Here is a 17,610-nt window from a genome sequence, read left to right as displayed (position 1 = left end):
GGACCTGGAACGTCCGGCGAGCGCGGCCCCACGCGTCGGCGACGCTCATGCGCGGCCTTCTGGATCCAGCGTCTCCAACAGTTCGTGCATGCGATACGGCTTGGCCAGGAAACGCGCGGTGGGCGGCAGCGGCGGCAACTGCGACAGCGCATAGCCGGATAACAGGATCGTCACGCAGGCCGGATTCCTCGCCTGCGCGGTGCGCACGACCTCGATGCCGCTGACGCCGCCGGGCATGCTGATGTCGCTGATCACGCAGTCGAACTGCCCGCTGGCCAGTTCCGCCTGCGCCTGGAGGCCGTTGACCGCTTCGAGGACATCGAAGCCGGCGTCCTGCAGGGCGATGACCGTCACCATCCGCAACAGCGCATCGTCCTCGACATAAAGGATCTTCCTGGCGGTCATGGCGTCGGCGCAACTGGAATGTACATGGTGACCAGGGTTCCCTGCCCCTGCCCGCTTTCGATGCCGGCGAACCCGCCGGACTGGCCGGCGAACCCGAACACCTGGCTCAACCCCAGGCCGCTGCCGCTGCCGACATCCTTGGTGGTGAAGAACGGTTCCATGGCGCGCAGCCGCACCTCCTCGGACATGCCGGGGCCGTCGTCCTGCACCGCCACGCATACGTAGTCCTGCCCGGGCCTGGCTTCCGCATGCAGGGACAGGTCGGAGCGGCACAGCCGCGTGGAGATCACGATCCGGCCCTGCTGCATCGCGTCGCGTGCGTTCGCGACCAGATTCATCAGCGCCGCTTCGAACTGGCTGGCGTCGACCACCACGGTCGGCAACGTCTCGGCGAAGGCGAACTCGCAGGTCACGGCATCGCCGGCCACGCGCCGGTACAGCTCGGCGGCCTCGACGATCAGTGCGTTGACGTCGTTGGGCTCGGGTGTCAGGTCCTGGCCGCGGGCGAAGGCGAGCATCTGCTGCGACAACCGGCTGCCCCGCTCCGCCGCATCGGTGGCCGCCCCGATCAGCAGCTGACTGCGCGCGTCGTCCCGGGTCTTGGCCAGCAAGTCCAGGCTGCCGACGATGACCGCCAGCAGATTGTTGAAATCGTGGGCGATGCCCAGCGTCAGGCGGCCGATGGCCTGCACCTTCTGCGCTTGCGCCAGGGCGCGTTCGGCCTTGCGCAGGTCTTCGGTGGCATTGAACTTCTCGGTGACGTCGCGGGTGACCTTGGCGTAGCCGACCAGCGCGCCGTCCTTCCAGACCGGATCGATGACCACGCTGGCCCGGAACTGCGAACCGTCCTTCCTCACCCGCCAGCCTTCGGCCTCGTAGCGGCCTTCGCGCCTGGCCGCGTCCAGCCCCTTGCGCGGCAGGCCCGCGGCGGCGTCCTGCGGCGTGTAGAACTTGGAAAAATGCTGGCCGACGATCTCGGCTTCTTCGTAGCCCTTGATGTGGCGGCCGCCAGTGTTCCAGCTGAGGATGTAGCCTTCCGGATCGAGCATGTAGATGGCGTAGTCGGTCACGCTCTGCAATAGCAGTCGGTCTGCTTCGGCTGCGAGCGGAGTAAGCATTCAAGCCAGACTGGGCGGTGAAATCGACCTCAAAAATAGCCAGCTATTTGTTAATTTTTTGTGGAACGTGTTACTTCCGTTCCGTGGCGCCGGGCAGTGCGCTGCGTCCCGGACATCGTGGTCGACGACGCGCTTGCCGACATCGTCGCTGGCCGCTTCGATGCACGCATCCGCGTGGGTGGGCAGCTCGAGAAGGACATCATGGCGGCCGTCCGCCTCACGCCAGACCTGAACATGGTGGCCGTGGCTTCCCCGGACTACCTCGCGCGTCGAGGAACACCCGAGTCGCCTGCCGAGCTGCACGACCATGCATGCATCAACTGGCGGCTGCAGATGGACGGCAGGCACTACCGCTGGGAGTTCAAGAAGCGCGGGCAACGCCTCGAAGTGGCGGTGGGCGAGCTCCTGGCCCAGGGGCGACTAGTCCAGGTCCTGCCGGACTGGTCGATTTCGCGCCCGGGGCTGTTCCTATACTACCCGAGCAGGCAGCATCGCCCCGCCCTGCTGGGTGCGTTCATCGACTGTCTGCTGGATCGCAAACCGTTCGATCGGCTCTAAGCCCGAACGCTGAGGTGTCGATTCTCCGGCACGTCGCAACACGATCGCGCGATAGTTTTGCGCAACGGCGCAATGCGCTCGGACACCTTACGCGCCAAACATCCGGCTGCAGTACGCGCGCAGCAATTCCGGCCTGTCGCACGGACCACGAAACGCGATGTGGCCATCGGGCCTGACCAACACCAGCGCCGGGACGTCCTCGATGCCGTAGGCGCCATGCGCGACGCCATCCAGATCGAACAGTGCCGTGGCATCGCCTGCCTCCGGCACCGACTTGCCCAGGATCAGCCGCGGACGCACCCACTCCCAATCGCGGACCTGCGCCAGCGCACGCCGCATCGCGTCCAGGGCGTCCTGGCGCCGTGCGTCGAACAGCAACAAGGTCCATCCCCAGGTGACGCCATCGGGGTTGTAGAGGTGCGCGAACAGCGTCGTGCCCGCACCGTCGTGCGCGATGACCGCCACATCCGGCGCGCGCTCGCCCGGATGCGGTGCGCGCCGACGCACGACGTCCCGCAATCCATCGAGATGGTTCTCGTTCAAGGGGCTGTCGGGATAGGCGACGGAGAGTTGCTGCAGGTCGTCGGTGCCCTGGATCAGCGCACCGATGTTGGGCAAAAAGCTGGCGGCGATGCCCATGGCGGCATCCTTGATGACACCCCGATAGACGCTGTTCCGGAAGCCCTTTTCCTGCTGCGCGTCCAGCCGGCTGTGCTCGCAGCCGCGCTCCAGGGCATAGGACTCCAGCAGCACCGGGGCCGCCTTGCCGCCCAGCGCCATCGCCAGCCGCCAGGCCAGACCGATCGCATCCTGCAGCCCGGCGTTCATGCCCTGGCCGCCGGCGGGCAGCGTGAGATGGCCGGCATCGCCCACCAGGAACACGCGCCCCTCGGCATAGCGTGACGTCACGCCATGCTGGAACCGGCTGTGGGTGATCCAGATCGGATCGCTCAGCTCCAGCGTCTGGTCCTCGGTGACCTCGCGCGCGATGGCTTGCAACTCTTCCAGCGTCGGATCGCGATCGGGAATGCCCTCGTCGTCGGACAGGAAGAACAGCCGGTGATAGCCCTCCCACACCGGCAGCACGCCGCAGAAGCCCTTGGGGTAATAGAAGAACCAGAGGTGGTCGAATGCGGTGGAGCGGCGCCAGCGTAGCTTCGCGTCCAGTTGCCGATTGATGCAGTGGGGCAGCTTCTCCGTCGCGAAGTCCGCACCGATCTGCTTGCGTACGAAGCCCTCGGCGCCGTCCGCCCCAACCAGGTAGCGGCAGCGCAGGCGCTCGACCGGGCGCCCTTCGACCTGCTCGCCGTCGTCGTTCACCGTCGCGATCGTCACGCTGACGCCCTCGGCATCCTGCTCAAAGCCGATCACCTTGCGGCCGCGTTCGAGCGCCGCACCGCCGGCCTCGATCTGCCGCGTCAACACCTTCTCGATGACGTCCTGGCCGCTGTACAACACCTCCGGATACGGACTGGCGACCTGCGCAATCGCGATCGGGTCCACCGTCTTGCCGATCAACAGGGTGTTGATGTGGGTGATCCGGTACGCCTGCTCGGCCAGGGCATCGCGAATGCCGATGCTCGCCAGCAACTCCTGCGGGCGCGCCCACAAGTTGTTGGCGCGCGAATGCGGCTCGGGCTGCGTGCGTTGCTCGAAGATCCGGAAGCGCACCCCATGGTGCGCCAGCGCGCAGGCGGTGGTCAGGCCGACCGGCCCGCCGCCGATGATGATGACGTCCGTATCGCAGCCGTCTGCGTGTGGGGCAAGGGCCATGCTTTCTCCTGGGTGATGGATCGTGTGGGGCGCAGGCGTGTGCGCCTCAGTCGGCCAGCGACTGGTCGAGGGCGTCGCGCATTTCCACGAGCACCGCGATGGCGTTGCTGACGCGCTCGGCGCCCAGCCGCTCGATCAGGTGCGCGTCGAGCGCCGCGACCGCGGCCTCGGCGGCGCGCAAGGTGGCATGCCCCTCAGGCGTCAACACGACCAGCTTCGCGCGCGCGTGGTGCGGATTAGTCTGGAACACGACGAACCCGTGTTCGGCCAGCAATTCCACGACGCGTTGCACCGCCTGCCGGGTCAACCCCATGTTGCGGGCGATATGCGCAACCGGAAGCGGCACAGCCGAATAGCCCAGCGCGCCGAGAACCTGCCACCAGGCAGTGGTCAGCCCGATCGGCCGCACCAACTGGTTGCCCATGTCGACCAGGCGGCCGTTGGTGGCGAACACCGCGAGAACCAATTCGCGGATCAGCAATCGAAGTTGGTCGGAAGCCATGCATCATCCTGTCCATTTGACAGCATGCTGTCAAATAACAGATACCCAGCTTGCTCCTTGCCTAGCGCCAAGTGCTGCCCACGGCAGGCTGCCGAGCTTCGACACGGGCCCTCGCTTGCCCTGACGCGCCGGCCAGCCCGCTTGACACCCCGGCGACGGATCGGCGCTGCTTCGTCCGTCGGTGGCGTTACGGGTCTGCTGGCGCGGCGGTGGGTTGCAGCAGCAGCCGCAGCAGCGGATTCGGGAAGCGCCGCGCCATGGTGACGGCGTGGAAGGCCTCCACGATGTCCGGCAATTGATCCCCTTCCATCAGCACGCCGGCGGCAATCTCGTCCTTGACGACGATCGGCGGGAGCACGGCCAGGCCGAGGTCCTCGCGCGCCAGCAGTCGCATCATCGCCATGTCCTCCACTTCCGCCACGATCTGCGGCCGCACGCCCAGGCGATCGGCCAGGGCGTCGAAGCCGATACGCACGCTGCTGTCCACCGTCGGCAGGATGATGGGATGGCTGCGCAGGCGATCGGCGATGCTGGCGGCGCGGCGCAACCGGTCCGGCGTTCCCACCAGGCTGACCGGGTGCTGCGCGAGCCGATGAGTGACGAACGGGGTGAGCGCATCGCCGGCCGGGGCCTGGTTCAACAGCACCACGTCGAGGTTGAGCGCCTCGAGCGCGCGCAGCAGTTCGCCGGCGCTGCCCGATCGCAGAATGAGATCGATGTCGGTACGGCCCAGCAGCGGTCGCAGGAACTCCATCTGGAAGTTGCGCGACAGCGTGGCGAGCGAACCGACCCGCAGCGCCTGCCGCGCTGCGCCGGTCTGCCGCAGCGTGCCCAGCAACTCGTCGCCGGTGGCGAAGATCGCGTCGGCATGATCGAGCGCGATCTGCCCCGCCTCGGTCAGATGCAGCTGCCGCCCGCGCCGTTCGAACAGCGCGTGGCCGAGCCGTTCCTCGAGCTTGCGGATCTGCACCGACAAGGCCGACTGGGTGAGGTTGAGCCGCTCCGCGGTGCGGGTCAGGTTGCCGTCGTGGGCAACGGCCCAGAAGTAGCGCAGGTGATTGTAGTTGAGGGCGGCCATATCGTTCGATATTAACGAACGGATCAGTGAAAAGAATGAATTTTTTTTCGTCCCCACCGATCGCTATCGTGGCGCCGCCCGCCGCCGCGCCCGATCCGAGGGAATTGCCTTGTCGCTCTATCTGCTGCCGCTTTCCGCGCCGTTCCTGCTGCTGGTTGCCGCCGTGTTCGGCTTTGTCCGCAGCGGCCGACGTCCCAATCTGCTGCCCGTCTTCGCCGAAGGTGCCGCACTCGGCGCGCTGCTCATCGCGATCGCCTCGCTGGTACTGCTGATCGCCCGAGGCGCCGGCGACAGCGGCCTGGCCGGCTGGAGCGGCGTCGGCCTGTCGGTACGGCTCGATGCGGTGAGCGCCACGATGCTGCTCCTGGTCGCGTTCGTCGGCTGGATCGTGGTGCGTTACACCCGCACCTATCTGGATGGCGAGGCGCGCCAGGGCTATTTCACCGGCTGGCTGTGCAGTGCGCTCGCAGCGGTGCTGCTGCTCGTCCAGGCAGGCAATCTCGTCCAGCTCGTCCTCGCCTGGATCGCGACCAGCGTCGCGCTGCATCGCCTGCTGCTGTTCTATCCCGAACGCGTGGCGGCGCAGCGTGCAGCGCGCAAGAAGCGTCTGTTTTCCACGACCGGCGGTATCGCCCTGACCTGCGCAGCGGTGCTTCTCTGGAAAAATATGGGCACGACCGATATCGCCACGATCAATGCGCTGGCCGCGAGCGGACAGCACTCCTGGTCGCTGGTGGCGGCGGCCGCCCTGCTTGCGCTGGCCGCGATGCTGAAATCGGCGCAGTTCCCGACCCATGGCTGGCTCACCGAGATGATGGAGGCGCCCACGCCGGTGTCGGCGTTGCTGCACGCGGGGGTGGTCAATGGCGGCGGCTTCCTGCTGATCCGCTTTGCGGACCTGATGCTGTCGGCACCCGGCGTGCTCGCCGTGCTGGCCATGCTGGGCGGGTTCACCGCGCTGTTCGGTGCGTTGGTGATGCTGACCCAGCCCGCGGTCAAGACCTCGCTGGCCTGGTCGACGGTCGCGCAAATGGGATTCATGATGCTCCAGTGCGGTCTTGCGCTGTTCCCGCTGGCCCTGCTGCACATCGTCGCGCACTCGCTGTACAAGGCGCATGCGTTCCTCGCCTCCGGCGGCGCGGTCGAGCAGGTGGCGGCCATTCGCCGGCCCGGGCCGGTGGCCGTTCCCAACGGATCGGCGGTCGGCCGCGCCTTCCTGATCGCAGTGGCGATCTATGTCGGGATCGGCGCGGCCTTCGGGTTCGCGGTCGGGTTCGAGCACAAGTCGCCGCAGGCGCTGGCACTGGGCGCCATCCTGATCTTCGGTGTCGCGTATCTGCTGGCCCAGGGCCTTGCCGATGCGGCGCCGCGACCGCTCTCCCGCAGGACCGCGCTCTACGCCAGCGCCGCGGCGATCGGCTACTTCGCCCTGCAGACCGCCGCCGAATGGGCGACCGCCGGGGTCTTGCCGGCGACGCCCGCGCCGGGACGGCTGGAGTGGACGCTGATGGCGCTCGCGGTGCTGAGCTTCGGATTGGTGGCGGTGGCGCAGGCGCTGTTCCCGCTGTGGGCGTCGCATCCCGCTGCCGCCGGACTCCGCGTCCATCTCTCCAACGGCCTGTATGCCAACGCCACGATCGATCGCCTGCTTGACGGCTGGTCTGTCCGCAAGACGCCGTGACCCACAACCTCCAGGACCCGCCCATGCCGATGACCGCGACCGACGCACCGCCCCTATCCCACGCTGCGATCATCGCCGCCGCGCAGCGTGCGGCGCGCGCTATTCCCCCGCTTTGGCCGCTCGCCTCGAGCGTTGCAGTCAACCCCTTCCTCGGCCAGACCGGCGAGCCGCTGGCGATCGCGGCAGCACGGCTGCGGCGCGCGGCAGGCATCGCCCTGACCATGCCTCGCTCCTGGTATGCGGAGCGGCTGCATTCCGGCGAGATCGCCGAGGAGGATCTGCAGGCGGCCTTGCAGAACGCGCCGGCAGCGCTGCGACCGCCGACGTTGTCCGCGCTCAAGCACGCCGCTGAAGCCGCGCGCCCTGCTCCGCAGGCGATCCCGACCGTCGCCGATCTGGCATGCGAGGCCGCTGCGATCGACTGGCCGGGCATCGTCACCGAGCGCATCGGGCATTGGGCGTCCGGCTATTTCGATCAGGGCCAGGCGCTGTGGGTCGCTGGCCAATCCGGCGGTGCTTACGCCACCTGGCGCCTCATCGCGACCCACGACCTGACACCGGAGATCGCAGGCCTCGCAGGGTTCGCACAGCGCGTGGCGGATGCGCCGGCGAACGCCGAGGCCATGATCGTCGATTGCGTCGCCCAGCTTGGACTCCCGTCGGAGGCGCTGGAAAGCTACTTCCATCGGCTACTCACGACGCTCGGCGGCTGGGCGCAACTCGCCCGCTATCGGCTCTGGCAAGCGGAGTTGAGCGGCGCGACCGACGCTTCCGTCACCGACCTGCTCATCATCCGCATGACCTGGGAAGCGGCGCTGCTGGAGAAGTTCGGTTCGGCACTCGCGCCTCAATGGCGAACCGCCATCGCGGCCTACGCCATTCCGGTCGTCGCGACATCGGAGGACGTCGTCGACAGCATCCTGCAGGAGGCCGCCGAACGGGCGGCGCAGCGGCGGCTCGATACCTTGCTTGCGGCACCCTCTTCGTCCCCGGCCGCGCCTGGCGGCCCGACGCTGCAAATGGCCTTCTGCATCGACGTGCGTTCGGAAGTGTTCCGCCGCGCATTGGAAAGCCTCGACTCCGGCATCCAGACACTGGGATTCGCCGGGTTCTTCGGCCTGGGCATCGGCCATCGGCGCTTCGCCTCCGACGTGGTCGAGGCGCGCCTTCCCGTGCTGCTGACCCCGGGTGTTGCCACATGCGCGGGAGCGGCAACGCCATCGGTGGCGGCCTCGGACCTGAGCGCGCGGATCACGGCGCGGGCCAAGCGTGCCTGGGGCCGCTTCAAGCTGGCCGCCATTTCCTCGCTCGCCTTCGTCGAGGCCATGGGCCCGATCTATGTCGCCAAGCTCCTACGCGATGGGCTGGCGCTGAAGCGGCATCGCGCGCCGAACGACCCCGCGCCACGCCCGGTCGACGGCCTCGACCTCGACACGCGGCTGAGCATGGCCACGCGCGTGCTCAAGGCGATGTCGCTGACCACCGACTTCGCCCGGCTCGTCGTGCTCGCAGGCCACGGCGCCAACGTGGTCAACAATCCGCATGCCAGCGCATTGCAGTGCGGCGCCTGCGGTGGCTATTCGGGCGAAGTGAACGCGCGGCTGCTCGCCGCGCTGCTCAACGATCGCGAGGTGCGCGCCGGTCTCGCCGAGCGCGGCATCGCGATTCCCGCAGACACGCTGTTCCTGGCCGCGCTGCACGACACCACGACCGATACGGTCACGCTCTACAGCGCAGACCGTCCCTCGCCCGGCCACGATGCCGATATCGACCAGGCGGCGCGCTGGCTGCATTCCGCCGGCGCACTCGCGCGCGGCGAGCGGGCGCTGCGCCTGTCGCGCGCGCAGCGCAGCCAGGACATCGCGCATCGCGCCCGCGACTGGGCCGAACTGCGCCCGGAGTGGGCGCTGGCCGGTTGCCAGGCCTTCATCGCCGCGCCACGCTCGCGCACGGCCGGGCGCGACCTGGCCGGACGCGCCTTCCTCCACGACTACGCTTGGCGGCGCGACGAAGGTTTCGGCGTGCTGGAGCTGATCCTGACCGCGCCGGTCGTCGTCGCCAGCTGGATCAGCCTGCAGTACTACGGATCGACCGTCGCACCCGACACCTTCGGCGCGGGCAACAAGCTGCTGCACAACGTCACCGGCGGCATCGGCGTGGTCGAGGGCAATGGCGGCCTGCTGCGCGGCGGACTGCCGTGGCAGTCGGTGCACGACGGCGAACGGCTGATCCACGAACCGCTGCGGCTCTCGGTGCTGATCGAGGCACCGCCTGACGCGATCGCCAGCGTCCTCGAACGTCACCCGCAGGTCTGCGCGCTGTTCGACAACCGGTGGCTGCATCTTTTCGCGCTGGACGACGAGGGCCAAATGGCGTGGCGCTACAACGGCGATCTATGCTGGGAGCACAACGTCAGCGATGCCCGCGCCGGCGACAATCCCCTGCCAGTGCTTGCATAAAGCATCCCTCTTGCCTGCCCTGCCGCCCCCGAACGGAGGCGGGAGAGCGGGATTGGGGTTTCTTCCAGGCCAGCGAACACCGGTCGGATCGGATCAGCCCATTGCGGCGATGCTTTGGCCACTGGCGATCGCCCCCCGAAAGGACCTGAGTTCATGCACCCAGGCACGACGACCGTGGCAACGCTTTTGCCCCCCCGCCCTGCCCATCGGGCCCGGCGCGGTCATCGCCGCCCCCAATCAGGATGGCACCAATGCACTGAGCGGATGCCCGTGTTCTCCCACAAACTCCTGGCACCTTCAGTCCCGCGACGTGACGACGCGCAACTGCTCGGCCGATCCCCAGATGCGCTCCCTCCGACGTCCATGCGTCAAGGACGCAAATTCACTCCCACTCGATCGTCGCCGGCGGCTTCCCTGAGATGTCGTAGACCACCCGCGAGACGCCACGCAGTTCGTTGATGATGCGGTTGCTCACCGTGCCGAGGAAATCGTACGGCAGATGCGCCCAGTGCGCGGTCATGAAGTCGATGGTCTCCACCGCGCGCAGCGCGATCACCCATTCGTAGGCGCGCGCGTCGCCGACCACGCCGACCGACTTGACCGGCAGGAACACCGCGAAGGCCTGGCTGGTCTTGTCGTACAGGTCGGCCTTGCGCAGTTCGTCGATGAAGATCGCGTCGGCCTTGGCCAGCAGTTCGGCGTACTCGCGCTTCACTTCGCCGAGGATGCGCACGCCCAGGCCGGGACCGGGGAACGGATGGCGGTAGACCATCGTGCGCGGCAGGCCGAGCTCCACTCCCAGGCGCCGTACTTCGTCCTTGAACAGCTCGCGCAGCGGCTCGACCAGGCCCAGCTTCATGTGTTCGGGCAGGCCGCCGACGTTGTGGTGGCTCTTGATCACATGCGCCTTGCCGGTCTTGCTGCCGGCCGACTCGATCACGTCCGGATAGATCGTGCCCTGCGCCAGCCACTTGGCGTTGGCCAGCTTGTTCGACTCTTCGTCGAAGATCTCCACGAACAGGTTGCCGATGATCTTGCGCTTGGCTTCCGGATCGCTGACCCCGGCCAATGCGGCGAAATAGCGGTCGGCGGCGTTGACCCGGATCACCTTGACGCCCATGTGCTCGGCGAACATCGCCATCACCTGGTCGCCTTCCTGCCAGCGCAGCAGGCCGGTATCGACGAACACGCAGGTCAGCCTGTCGCCGATCGCCTTGTGCAGCAGCGCGGCGACCACCGACGAATCGACACCGCCGGACAGCCCCAGGATCACGTCGTCGTCGCCGACCTGGGCGCGCACCCGCGCGATCTGGTCGTCGATGATGTTGGCCGCGGTCCACAGCGTGGCGCAGCCGCACACATCGACCACGAAACGGCGCAGCAGGGTCTGGCCCTGCAGGGTGTGGGTGACTTCCGGATGGAACTGCACGCCGTACCAGCGCTTGGCTTCGTTGGCCATCGCCGCGACCGGGATGCGGTCGGTGACGGCGCTGATGGTGAAGCCCGGCGGCACCTGCGAGACGTGGTCGCCGTGGCTCATCCACACGTTCAGGCGCGATGCGCCGGCATGGTCGGTCAACCCGGAGAACAAGGCATCGGCCGCCACCACGTCCACTTCGGCATGGCCGAACTCGCGCTGGTCGGCGGCCTCGGTGGCGCCGCCCAGCTGCGCGGCCATGGTCTGCATTCCGTAGCAGATGCCGAACACCGGCAGGCCGCTGTCGAACACTTCCTGCGGCGCGGCCGGCGCGCCCGGCAGCGTGGTCGATTCGGGGCCGCCGGACAGGATGATGCCCTTGGCGCCGAAGCCGGCGATCTCGGAAGGATCGTGGTCCCAGGCCCAGATCTCGCAGTACACCCCCAACTCACGGATGCGGCGCGCGATCAGCTGCGTGTACTGCGCGCCGAAATCGAGGATGAGGATCTTGTCGCTGTGGATATTGGTCATTGGGGCCGGGATTGGGGATACGGGATTAGGGATTCGCAACAGCGGGAGAGCGGCGATGTGCACTGCCGGTGGAAACGCGGCGGGCTCCTACGAATCCCCAATCCCGAATCCCCACTCCCGCGCATGGGCATCAGCCCATGCGGTAGTTCGGCGGTTCCTTGGTGATCTGCACGTCGTGGACGTGGCTCTCGCGCTGGCCGGCACCGGTGATGGTGACGAACTTCGGCTTGGTGCGCATTTCCTCGATGGTCGCGCAGCCCACGTAGCCCATCGTGGCGCGCAGGCCGCCGATCAGCTGGTGGATGATGCCGCTGAGCGGGCCGCGGTACGGCACGCGGCCTTCGATGCCTTCCGGCACCAGCTTGTCGGCGTCGGAGGCGTCCTGGAAGTAACGGTCCTTGCTGCCCTTCTCCATCGCGCCCAGCGAGCCCATGCCGCGGTAGCTCTTGTAGCTGCGGCCCTGGAACAGTTCGACCTCGCCCGGCGCTTCCTCGGTGCCGGCGAACAGGCCGCCGACCATCACCGTGGAGGCGCCGGCGACCAGCGCCTTGCCGATGTCGCCGGAGTAGCGGATGCCGCCGTCGGCGATCAGCGGAATGCGGTCCTGCAGCGCCTCGGCGACCATGTCCACCGCGGTGATCTGCGGCACGCCCACGCCGGCGACCACGCGCGTGGTGCAGATCGAGCCGGGGCCCACGCCGACCTTGACCGCATCGGCGCCGGCATCCATCAGCGCCAGCGCGGCATCGCCGGTGACGATGTTGCCGCCGATCACCTGCAGCTGCGGATAGGTCTTCTTGACCCAGGCCACGCGGTCGATCACGCCCTGCGAATGGCCGTGCGCGGTATCGACGATGACCACGTCCACGCCTGCCGCGGCCAGCAGCTCGATGCGCTGTTCGGTATCGCCGCCGACGCCGACCGCCGCGCCCACCAGCAGGCGCGTGGAGACATCCTTGGCGGCGTTGGGATTGTCGGTCTTCTTCTGGATGTCCTTGACCGTGATCAGGCCGCGCAGCTCGAAGCTGTCGTTGACCACCAGGATCTTCTCGATGCGGTTGCGATGCAGCAGCTGCAGCACTTCCTCGTCGCTGGCGCCTTCGCGCACGGTGATCAGGCGATCCTTCTTGGTCATGATGTGGCGGACCGGATCGTCGAGCTTCTTCTCGAAGCGCATGTCGCGGCTGGTGACGATGCCGACCAGCTCGCTGCCGTCGACCACCGGCACGCCGGAGATGTTGCGCGCGCGCGTGAGTTTCAGCACTTCGCCGATGGTCGTTTCCGGACCGACGGTGAACGGCTCGGTGATCACGCCGGCTTCGAACTTCTTGACCTTGGCCACTTCGGCCGCCTGTTGCGCAGGGGTCAGGTTCTTGTGGATGATGCCGATGCCGCCGAGCTGGGCCATGGCCACCGCGAGGCGGTGTTCGGTCACCGTGTCCATCGCCGCCGACAGGATCGGCAATTTCAGGCGCAGGTCGCGGGTCAGCCGGGTTTCCAGGCTGACGTCCTTCGGCAGGACGATCGAGTGGGCGGGGACGAGCGAAACGTCGTCGTACGTTAAAGCTTCAGCCTGGATGCGCAGCATCGGCGGACCCGAATGTGGGGAAGCGCGGCATTTTAACGCATTTGGGGCCGGGATTGGGGATTCGGGATTGGGGATTCGCAACGGCGAAGCCTTGCACCGGCCTGCCGTTTGCCTGTTTGTCAGGATGCCGATTGCCGGCCGATCCCGGATGCAACCCGGATAGGCCGTGCATGCGCTTTTCCTGTTGCCTTTAACGAATTCCCCAATCCCGACTCCCGAATCCCGGCCACTGCCTTTAACGAATCCCGAATCCCGCATCCCGAACGCCGGCCGCCTCAGCGGCCTCAATGGTGTTCTGCATCAGCGTGGCCACGGTCATCGGCCCGACCCCGCCCGGGACCGGGGTGATCCAGCTGGCGCGCTGCGCGGCCGCGTCGAAGCCGACGTCGCCGACCAGGCGGCCGTCGTCGAGGCGGTTGATGCCCACGTCGATCACCACCGCACCGGGCTTGACCCACTCGCCGGGGATCAGGCCGGGGCGGCCCACCGCCACCACCAGGATGTCGGCGTCGCGCACCCGCGCCTGCAGCACGTCGGCCGGAGTGAACTTGTGGCAGCAGCTGACCGTGCAGCCGGCGATCAGCAGTTCCAGCGCCATCGGCCGGCCGACATGGTTGCTGACCCCGACGATGGTGGCGTTGCGGCCGCGCACCGGCTGGTCCGTGTGTCCGAGCAGGGTGACGATGCCGCGCGGGGTGCATGGGCGCAGGCCGAATTCGCGCAGCGCCAGGTGGCCGACGTTCTCCGGATGGAAACCGTCCACGTCCTTGCGCGGGTCGATGCGGTGGATCAGCCGGCTGGCGTCGGGAATGCCCGGCAGCGGCAGCTGCACCAGGATGCCGTGCACCTTGGGATCGGCGTTGAGGCGGTCGATCAGCGCCAGCAGTTCGGCTTCGCCGGTACCGGCCGGAAGATCGTGGTCGAACGCCTCGATACCGACCTTTTCCGCCGCGCGGCGCTTGTTGCGCACGTACACCGTGGACGCCGGATCGCCGCCGACCAGCACCACCGCCAGGCCCGGCCGCGGCTGCCCGGCCGCCAGCCGCGCATCGACCCGCAGCTTGAGCTGGTCGAGCAGTTCGTCGGCGATGCGCCGCCCGTCGAGGATGCGGGCCGGAACGGGGGAGACGGGCGCGGAATCGGTCATCGAGGCGAGCGGGTGTAGAGTCTGGGGACCCCTATTGTCCCCGATTCCGCCATGACCGACACCACCCGCATCGAGGCCGCCGCGTTCCGGCGGCTGCTGCAGCACCTCAACCAGGACCGCAGCGACGTGCAGAACATCGACCTGATGATCCTGGCCGGCTTCTGCCGCAACTGCCTGGCCGACTGGTACCGCGAGGCCGCCGCCGCCGAAGGCGAAACGCTGAGCAAGGAGCAGGCGCGCGAACGCGTCTACGGCATGCCGTTCGCCGACTGGAAGGCGCAGTTCCAGGCCGAGGCCACGCCGGAACAACTGGCGGCCTTCGCCGACGCGCAACGCCGGCACGGCTAGATGCTGCGGTACCTGGGCATCGTCGCGGCGATCGCGGTCGCCGCCTACCTGGTGGTCTGCGCCCTGCTCTACCTGGGCCAGCGCGAGCTGCTGTATTTCCCGCAAGCCACACGCGTGGCGGCGGCGCAGACCGATTTCACCCTGCAGCGCAGCCCGGCGTTGCGCCTGCGCGGCTGGCAGGTCAATCCCGGCCGCGACAAGGTGTTGCTGTACTTCGGCGGCAACGCCGAGGATCTGCGCCAGGCGCGCGCGCAGCTGGCGCCGCTGCTGCCCGATTACAGCGTGTACCTGCTGGCCTACCGCGGCTACGGCGCCAGCGACGGCACACCCAGCGAAGCGGCGCTGGTCGGCGATGCGCTGGCGCTGTACGACCATGTGCGCGCCGCGCAGCCGAACGCCGAGATCGCGGTGCTCGGGCGCAGCCTGGGCAGCGGCGTGGCCAGCCAGGTGGCGGCACGGCGGCCGCTGGCGCGCCTGGTGTTGGTGACCCCGTTCGACAGCCTGGCCTCGGCCGCCCAGGCGCATTATCCATGGGCGCCGGTGCGCTGGTTGCTGCGCGACCGCTACGACTCGGCCAGCGCGCTGCGCGCCTACCGCGGGCCGTTGCTGGTGCTGCGCGCCGGCCGCGACCAGGTGGTGCCGGCATCGAGCACGCAGCGGCTGCTCGATTCCCTGGCGCAAACGCCCACCGTGGTCGCGATACCGCGCGCCGGGCACGACGACATCAGCGCAGACCCGCGCTATGCGCAGGCATTGCAGGTGTTTTTGCGCTGAAACGCGCTCGCCATCCGTAGACCCTGTAGGAGCGGCTTCAGCCGCGACAGAACGTTTCCGGTGACGCCAGGTCGCGGCTGACGCCGCTCCTACAGACCTAAGGCGCCCTAGTCGTTACGACGCTCGTCCGCCGCTTCCGCCGCCGGCACCGCTTCCGGATTGAGCGTGCGGCTCTCGCGCCGCGGCGTGGTGAACGGGGTCGGCTTGGGCACGGTCGGGACCGCGTTTCCGTACATCAGGTTTCTGCCCGCGCGCACGTCGCCGGCGGCGACTTCCAGCTCCAGGCGCTCGGCGTCGCGACGGCGGATCTCGCGGGCGATGCTCGCGGCCTCGTCCTCGGCCATGCCCAGTTCGATCAGCGCGGCCTGGCCGAACTCCACCGCCGATTCGAAGGTCTCGCGGATCTGATAGTCCACGCCAGCGGCGATCAGCTTCAACGCATGCTCGCGGTCGTAGGAACGCACCAACAACTTGGCGTGCGGGAACTCCTGTGTGGCCAGTTCGACGATGCGGTTGGCCGCCTCGCGGTTGTCGATGCACACCGCGATGGCGCGCACGCTGTGCGCGCCGGAGGCGTGCAGCACGTCCAGCCGGGTGCCGTCGCCATAGTAGATCTTGAAGCCGAACTCGGCCGCGCTCTGGATCATCTCGATGTCGTTGTCGATGATGGTCACGTCCACGTCGCGCGCCAGCAACGACTGGCTGGCGACCTGGCCGAAGCGGCCGAAACCGATGATCAGCACGCTGCCGGTGAGCCCGTCGGCCGCCTCCACGCCGTCCAGCGACGGCGCCTCCACCGGCGCCCAGCGCCGGTACAGCAGCACGAACAGCGGGGTCAGCGCCATCGACAGCACCACGATCGCGGTCAGGTTGGCATTGACCTGCGCGTCGATGACACCGGCCGCGCTTGCGGCAGCGAACAGCACGAACGCGAACTCGCCGCCCTGCGCCATCAGCACGCCGCGGTCCAGCGCCTGCGCATGGCCGCTGCCGGTGAGCCGCGCGACCAGGTAGATGCACGCAGCCTTGGCCGCCATGAAGGCGAGCACGCCGCTGAGGATCAGCGTCCAGTTCGCCGCCACCACCGCCAGGTTCAGGGCCATGCCCACGCCGAGGAAGAACAGCCCAAGCAGGATGCCGCGGAACGGCTCGATGTCGGCCTCGATCTGGTGGCGGAAGGTGGATTCGGACAGCAGCACCCCGGCCAGGAACGCCCCCATCGCCATCGACAGCCCGCCGAGCTGCATCAGCAAGGCCGCGCCCAGGACGACCAGCAGCGCCGCGGCGGTCATCACCTCACGCGCCTTGGCCGCGGCCAGCAACCGGAACAGCGGGTTCAGCAGCCAGCGCCCGGCCACCAGCAGGCCGACGATCGCCGCCGCGCCGATGCCGATGCCGATCCAGCGCGAGGGCGCATCGGCGGCGGCCGGCACCGGCGCCATCCATGCCACCACGGCCAGCAGCGGCACGATCAGCAGGTCCTCGAACAACAGGATCGCGACGATCTTCTGCCCCGCCGGCAACGCGATATCGCCGCGCTCGCCGAGCAATTGCATCACCACCGCGGTGGAGGTGAGCACGAAGCCGGACGCGGCGATGAAGGCCACCGGCAGCGGCAACCCCAGCGCCAGCCCGACCCCGGTCAGCACCGTCGCGCACACCACGATCTGCGCCGTGCCCAGGCCGAAGATCTGCTTGCGCAGGCTCCACAGGTGCGAGGGCCGCATCTCCAGCCCGATCACGAACAGGAACATCACCACGCCCAGCTCGGCCACGTGCAGGATCGCCTGCGGATCGGCGAACCAGCCGAATCCGAACGGCCCGATCGCCAGGCCCGCGGCCAGATAGCCCAGCACCGAGCCCAGGCCCAGGCGGCGGAACACCGGCACCGCCACCACCGCGGCACCAAGCAAGGCCACCACCTTGATCAATTCATTGCTGTCGGCTGCACTGGTCATGCGCCGATTCTACGCACAAGGCCGCGGCGGCCCCATGCATCGGTGTGCGCATGGGACACGGCGCGGCGATCGGCGTGACGCATGTGTGCGGCGCCGTTGGACGATAGACATCAAGGCGATGGATAGCGCAAAGGCTGCTTCCCAATCGCGACATGCCCCCTGCTCCCACCGGCACCAGCAGGCTATTCCTTCTCCTATTGGGACCATGGCCCCCTTTTCGGGGGAAGGTGCCCCGCAGGGGCGGATGAGGGTACGGGCGTAGCCTCGTGCACT

General features: G+C 68.2%; 14 protein-coding genes. 5 read left to right on the top strand and 9 right to left on the bottom strand.

The features are described from left to right. Positions 1–45: 45 nt before the first annotated feature. Positions 46–405, bottom strand: coding sequence for a response regulator (locus AB3X08_RS10695; protein ID WP_369938163.1), 360 nt, complete (start codon positions 403–405; stop codon positions 46–48). Further along, positions 402–1,523, bottom strand: a complete 1,122-nt coding sequence (locus AB3X08_RS10690; RefSeq protein ID WP_369938162.1) for a PAS domain-containing sensor histidine kinase — start codon at positions 1,521–1,523, stop codon at positions 402–404. Before AB3X08_RS10690 ends, AB3X08_RS10695 begins: the two co-directional genes overlap by 4 nt. Before the next feature lie 117 nt (positions 1,524–1,640). Between AB3X08_RS10690 and AB3X08_RS10685 the strand changes: the two genes are divergently transcribed. Continuing rightward, on the top strand, positions 1,641–2,081 hold the full coding sequence (locus tag AB3X08_RS10685; RefSeq protein WP_369938160.1) for a LysR substrate-binding domain-containing protein: 441 nt from the start codon (positions 1,641–1,643) through the stop codon (positions 2,079–2,081). Between the two features lie 87 nt (positions 2,082–2,168). On the opposite strand, the gene AB3X08_RS10680 is transcribed toward AB3X08_RS10685, so the two are convergent. The 3 genes from AB3X08_RS10680 to AB3X08_RS10670 all read right to left on the bottom strand — a co-directional run bounded on the left by AB3X08_RS10680 (position 2,169) and on the right by AB3X08_RS10670 (position 5,434). Then, entirely contained in the window at positions 2,169–3,854 is a 1,686-nt protein-coding gene (locus AB3X08_RS10680; protein WP_369938158.1) for an FAD-dependent monooxygenase, read from the bottom strand. 46 nt (positions 3,855–3,900) lie between these two features. Next, complete coding sequence (locus AB3X08_RS10675) at positions 3,901–4,356, bottom strand: MarR family winged helix-turn-helix transcriptional regulator (protein ID WP_369938157.1); 456 nt, start codon at positions 4,354–4,356, stop codon at positions 3,901–3,903. Positions 4,357–4,543: 187 nt separating this feature from the next. Continuing rightward, positions 4,544–5,434 carry a LysR family transcriptional regulator gene (locus AB3X08_RS10670; RefSeq protein ID WP_369938156.1) on the bottom strand — a complete coding sequence of 297 codons (891 nt, stop codon included), beginning with the start codon at positions 5,432–5,434 and terminating at the stop codon, positions 4,544–4,546. A 109-nt stretch (positions 5,435–5,543) separates the two neighbouring features. On the opposite strand from AB3X08_RS10670, the gene AB3X08_RS10665 reads away from it, so the two are divergent. Both AB3X08_RS10665 and AB3X08_RS10660 read left to right on the top strand, forming a co-directional pair. After that, positions 5,544–7,115 (top strand): proton-conducting transporter membrane subunit, encoded by a 1,572-nt coding sequence (locus AB3X08_RS10665; protein ID WP_369938155.1) that lies wholly within the window; start codon positions 5,544–5,546, stop codon positions 7,113–7,115. Between the two features lie 23 nt (positions 7,116–7,138). After that, the gene (locus AB3X08_RS10660; protein ID WP_369938153.1) at positions 7,139–9,574 is read left to right on the top strand and encodes a YbcC family protein; all 2,436 of its coding nucleotides are present in this window, start codon (positions 7,139–7,141) and stop codon (positions 9,572–9,574) included. Positions 9,575–9,956: 382 nt separating this feature from the next. Here the strand turns inward: AB3X08_RS10660 and guaA are convergent, their stop codons facing one another. From guaA to folD, 3 genes are all read right to left on the bottom strand, one after another. Next, on the bottom strand, positions 9,957–11,522 hold the full coding sequence (gene guaA / locus AB3X08_RS10655; RefSeq protein WP_369938152.1) for a glutamine-hydrolyzing GMP synthase: 1,566 nt from the start codon (positions 11,520–11,522) through the stop codon (positions 9,957–9,959). 130 nt (positions 11,523–11,652) lie between these two features. Beyond that, positions 11,653–13,110, bottom strand: coding sequence for an IMP dehydrogenase (gene guaB, locus AB3X08_RS10650; protein ID WP_369938151.1), 1,458 nt, complete (start codon positions 13,108–13,110; stop codon positions 11,653–11,655). Between the two features lie 235 nt (positions 13,111–13,345). Then, positions 13,346–14,257 carry a bifunctional methylenetetrahydrofolate dehydrogenase/methenyltetrahydrofolate cyclohydrolase FolD gene (folD, locus tag AB3X08_RS10645; protein ID WP_369938150.1) on the bottom strand — a complete coding sequence of 304 codons (912 nt, stop codon included), beginning with the start codon at positions 14,255–14,257 and terminating at the stop codon, positions 13,346–13,348. 51 nt (positions 14,258–14,308) lie between these two features. Here folD and AB3X08_RS10640 point away from each other — a divergent pair, with 51 nt between their 5' ends. Then, positions 14,309–14,605: a DUF1244 domain-containing protein gene (locus tag AB3X08_RS10640; protein WP_369938147.1), complete on the top strand. Its 297-nt coding sequence runs from the start codon at positions 14,309–14,311 to the stop codon at positions 14,603–14,605. After that, positions 14,606–15,379: an alpha/beta hydrolase gene (locus AB3X08_RS10635; protein ID WP_369938145.1), complete on the top strand. Its 774-nt coding sequence runs from the start codon at positions 14,606–14,608 to the stop codon at positions 15,377–15,379. It begins immediately after the preceding gene. A gap of 107 nt (positions 15,380–15,486) precedes the next feature. Here AB3X08_RS10635 and AB3X08_RS10630 read toward each other — a convergent pair whose 3' ends face one another. After that, positions 15,487–17,337, bottom strand: a complete 1,851-nt coding sequence (locus AB3X08_RS10630; protein ID WP_369938143.1) for a monovalent cation:proton antiporter-2 (CPA2) family protein — start codon at positions 17,335–17,337, stop codon at positions 15,487–15,489. Between the last annotated feature and the right edge of the window lie 273 nt (positions 17,338–17,610).

Origin of the sequence: Xanthomonas sp. DAR 34887, assembly GCF_041245805.1 — a bacterium.
GTDB lineage: Bacteria > Pseudomonadota > Gammaproteobacteria > Xanthomonadales > Xanthomonadaceae > Xanthomonas_A > Xanthomonas_A tesorieronis.
Note: the sequence above shows the minus strand (reverse complement) of the source record. Positions and strands in the feature narration are given on the sequence as shown.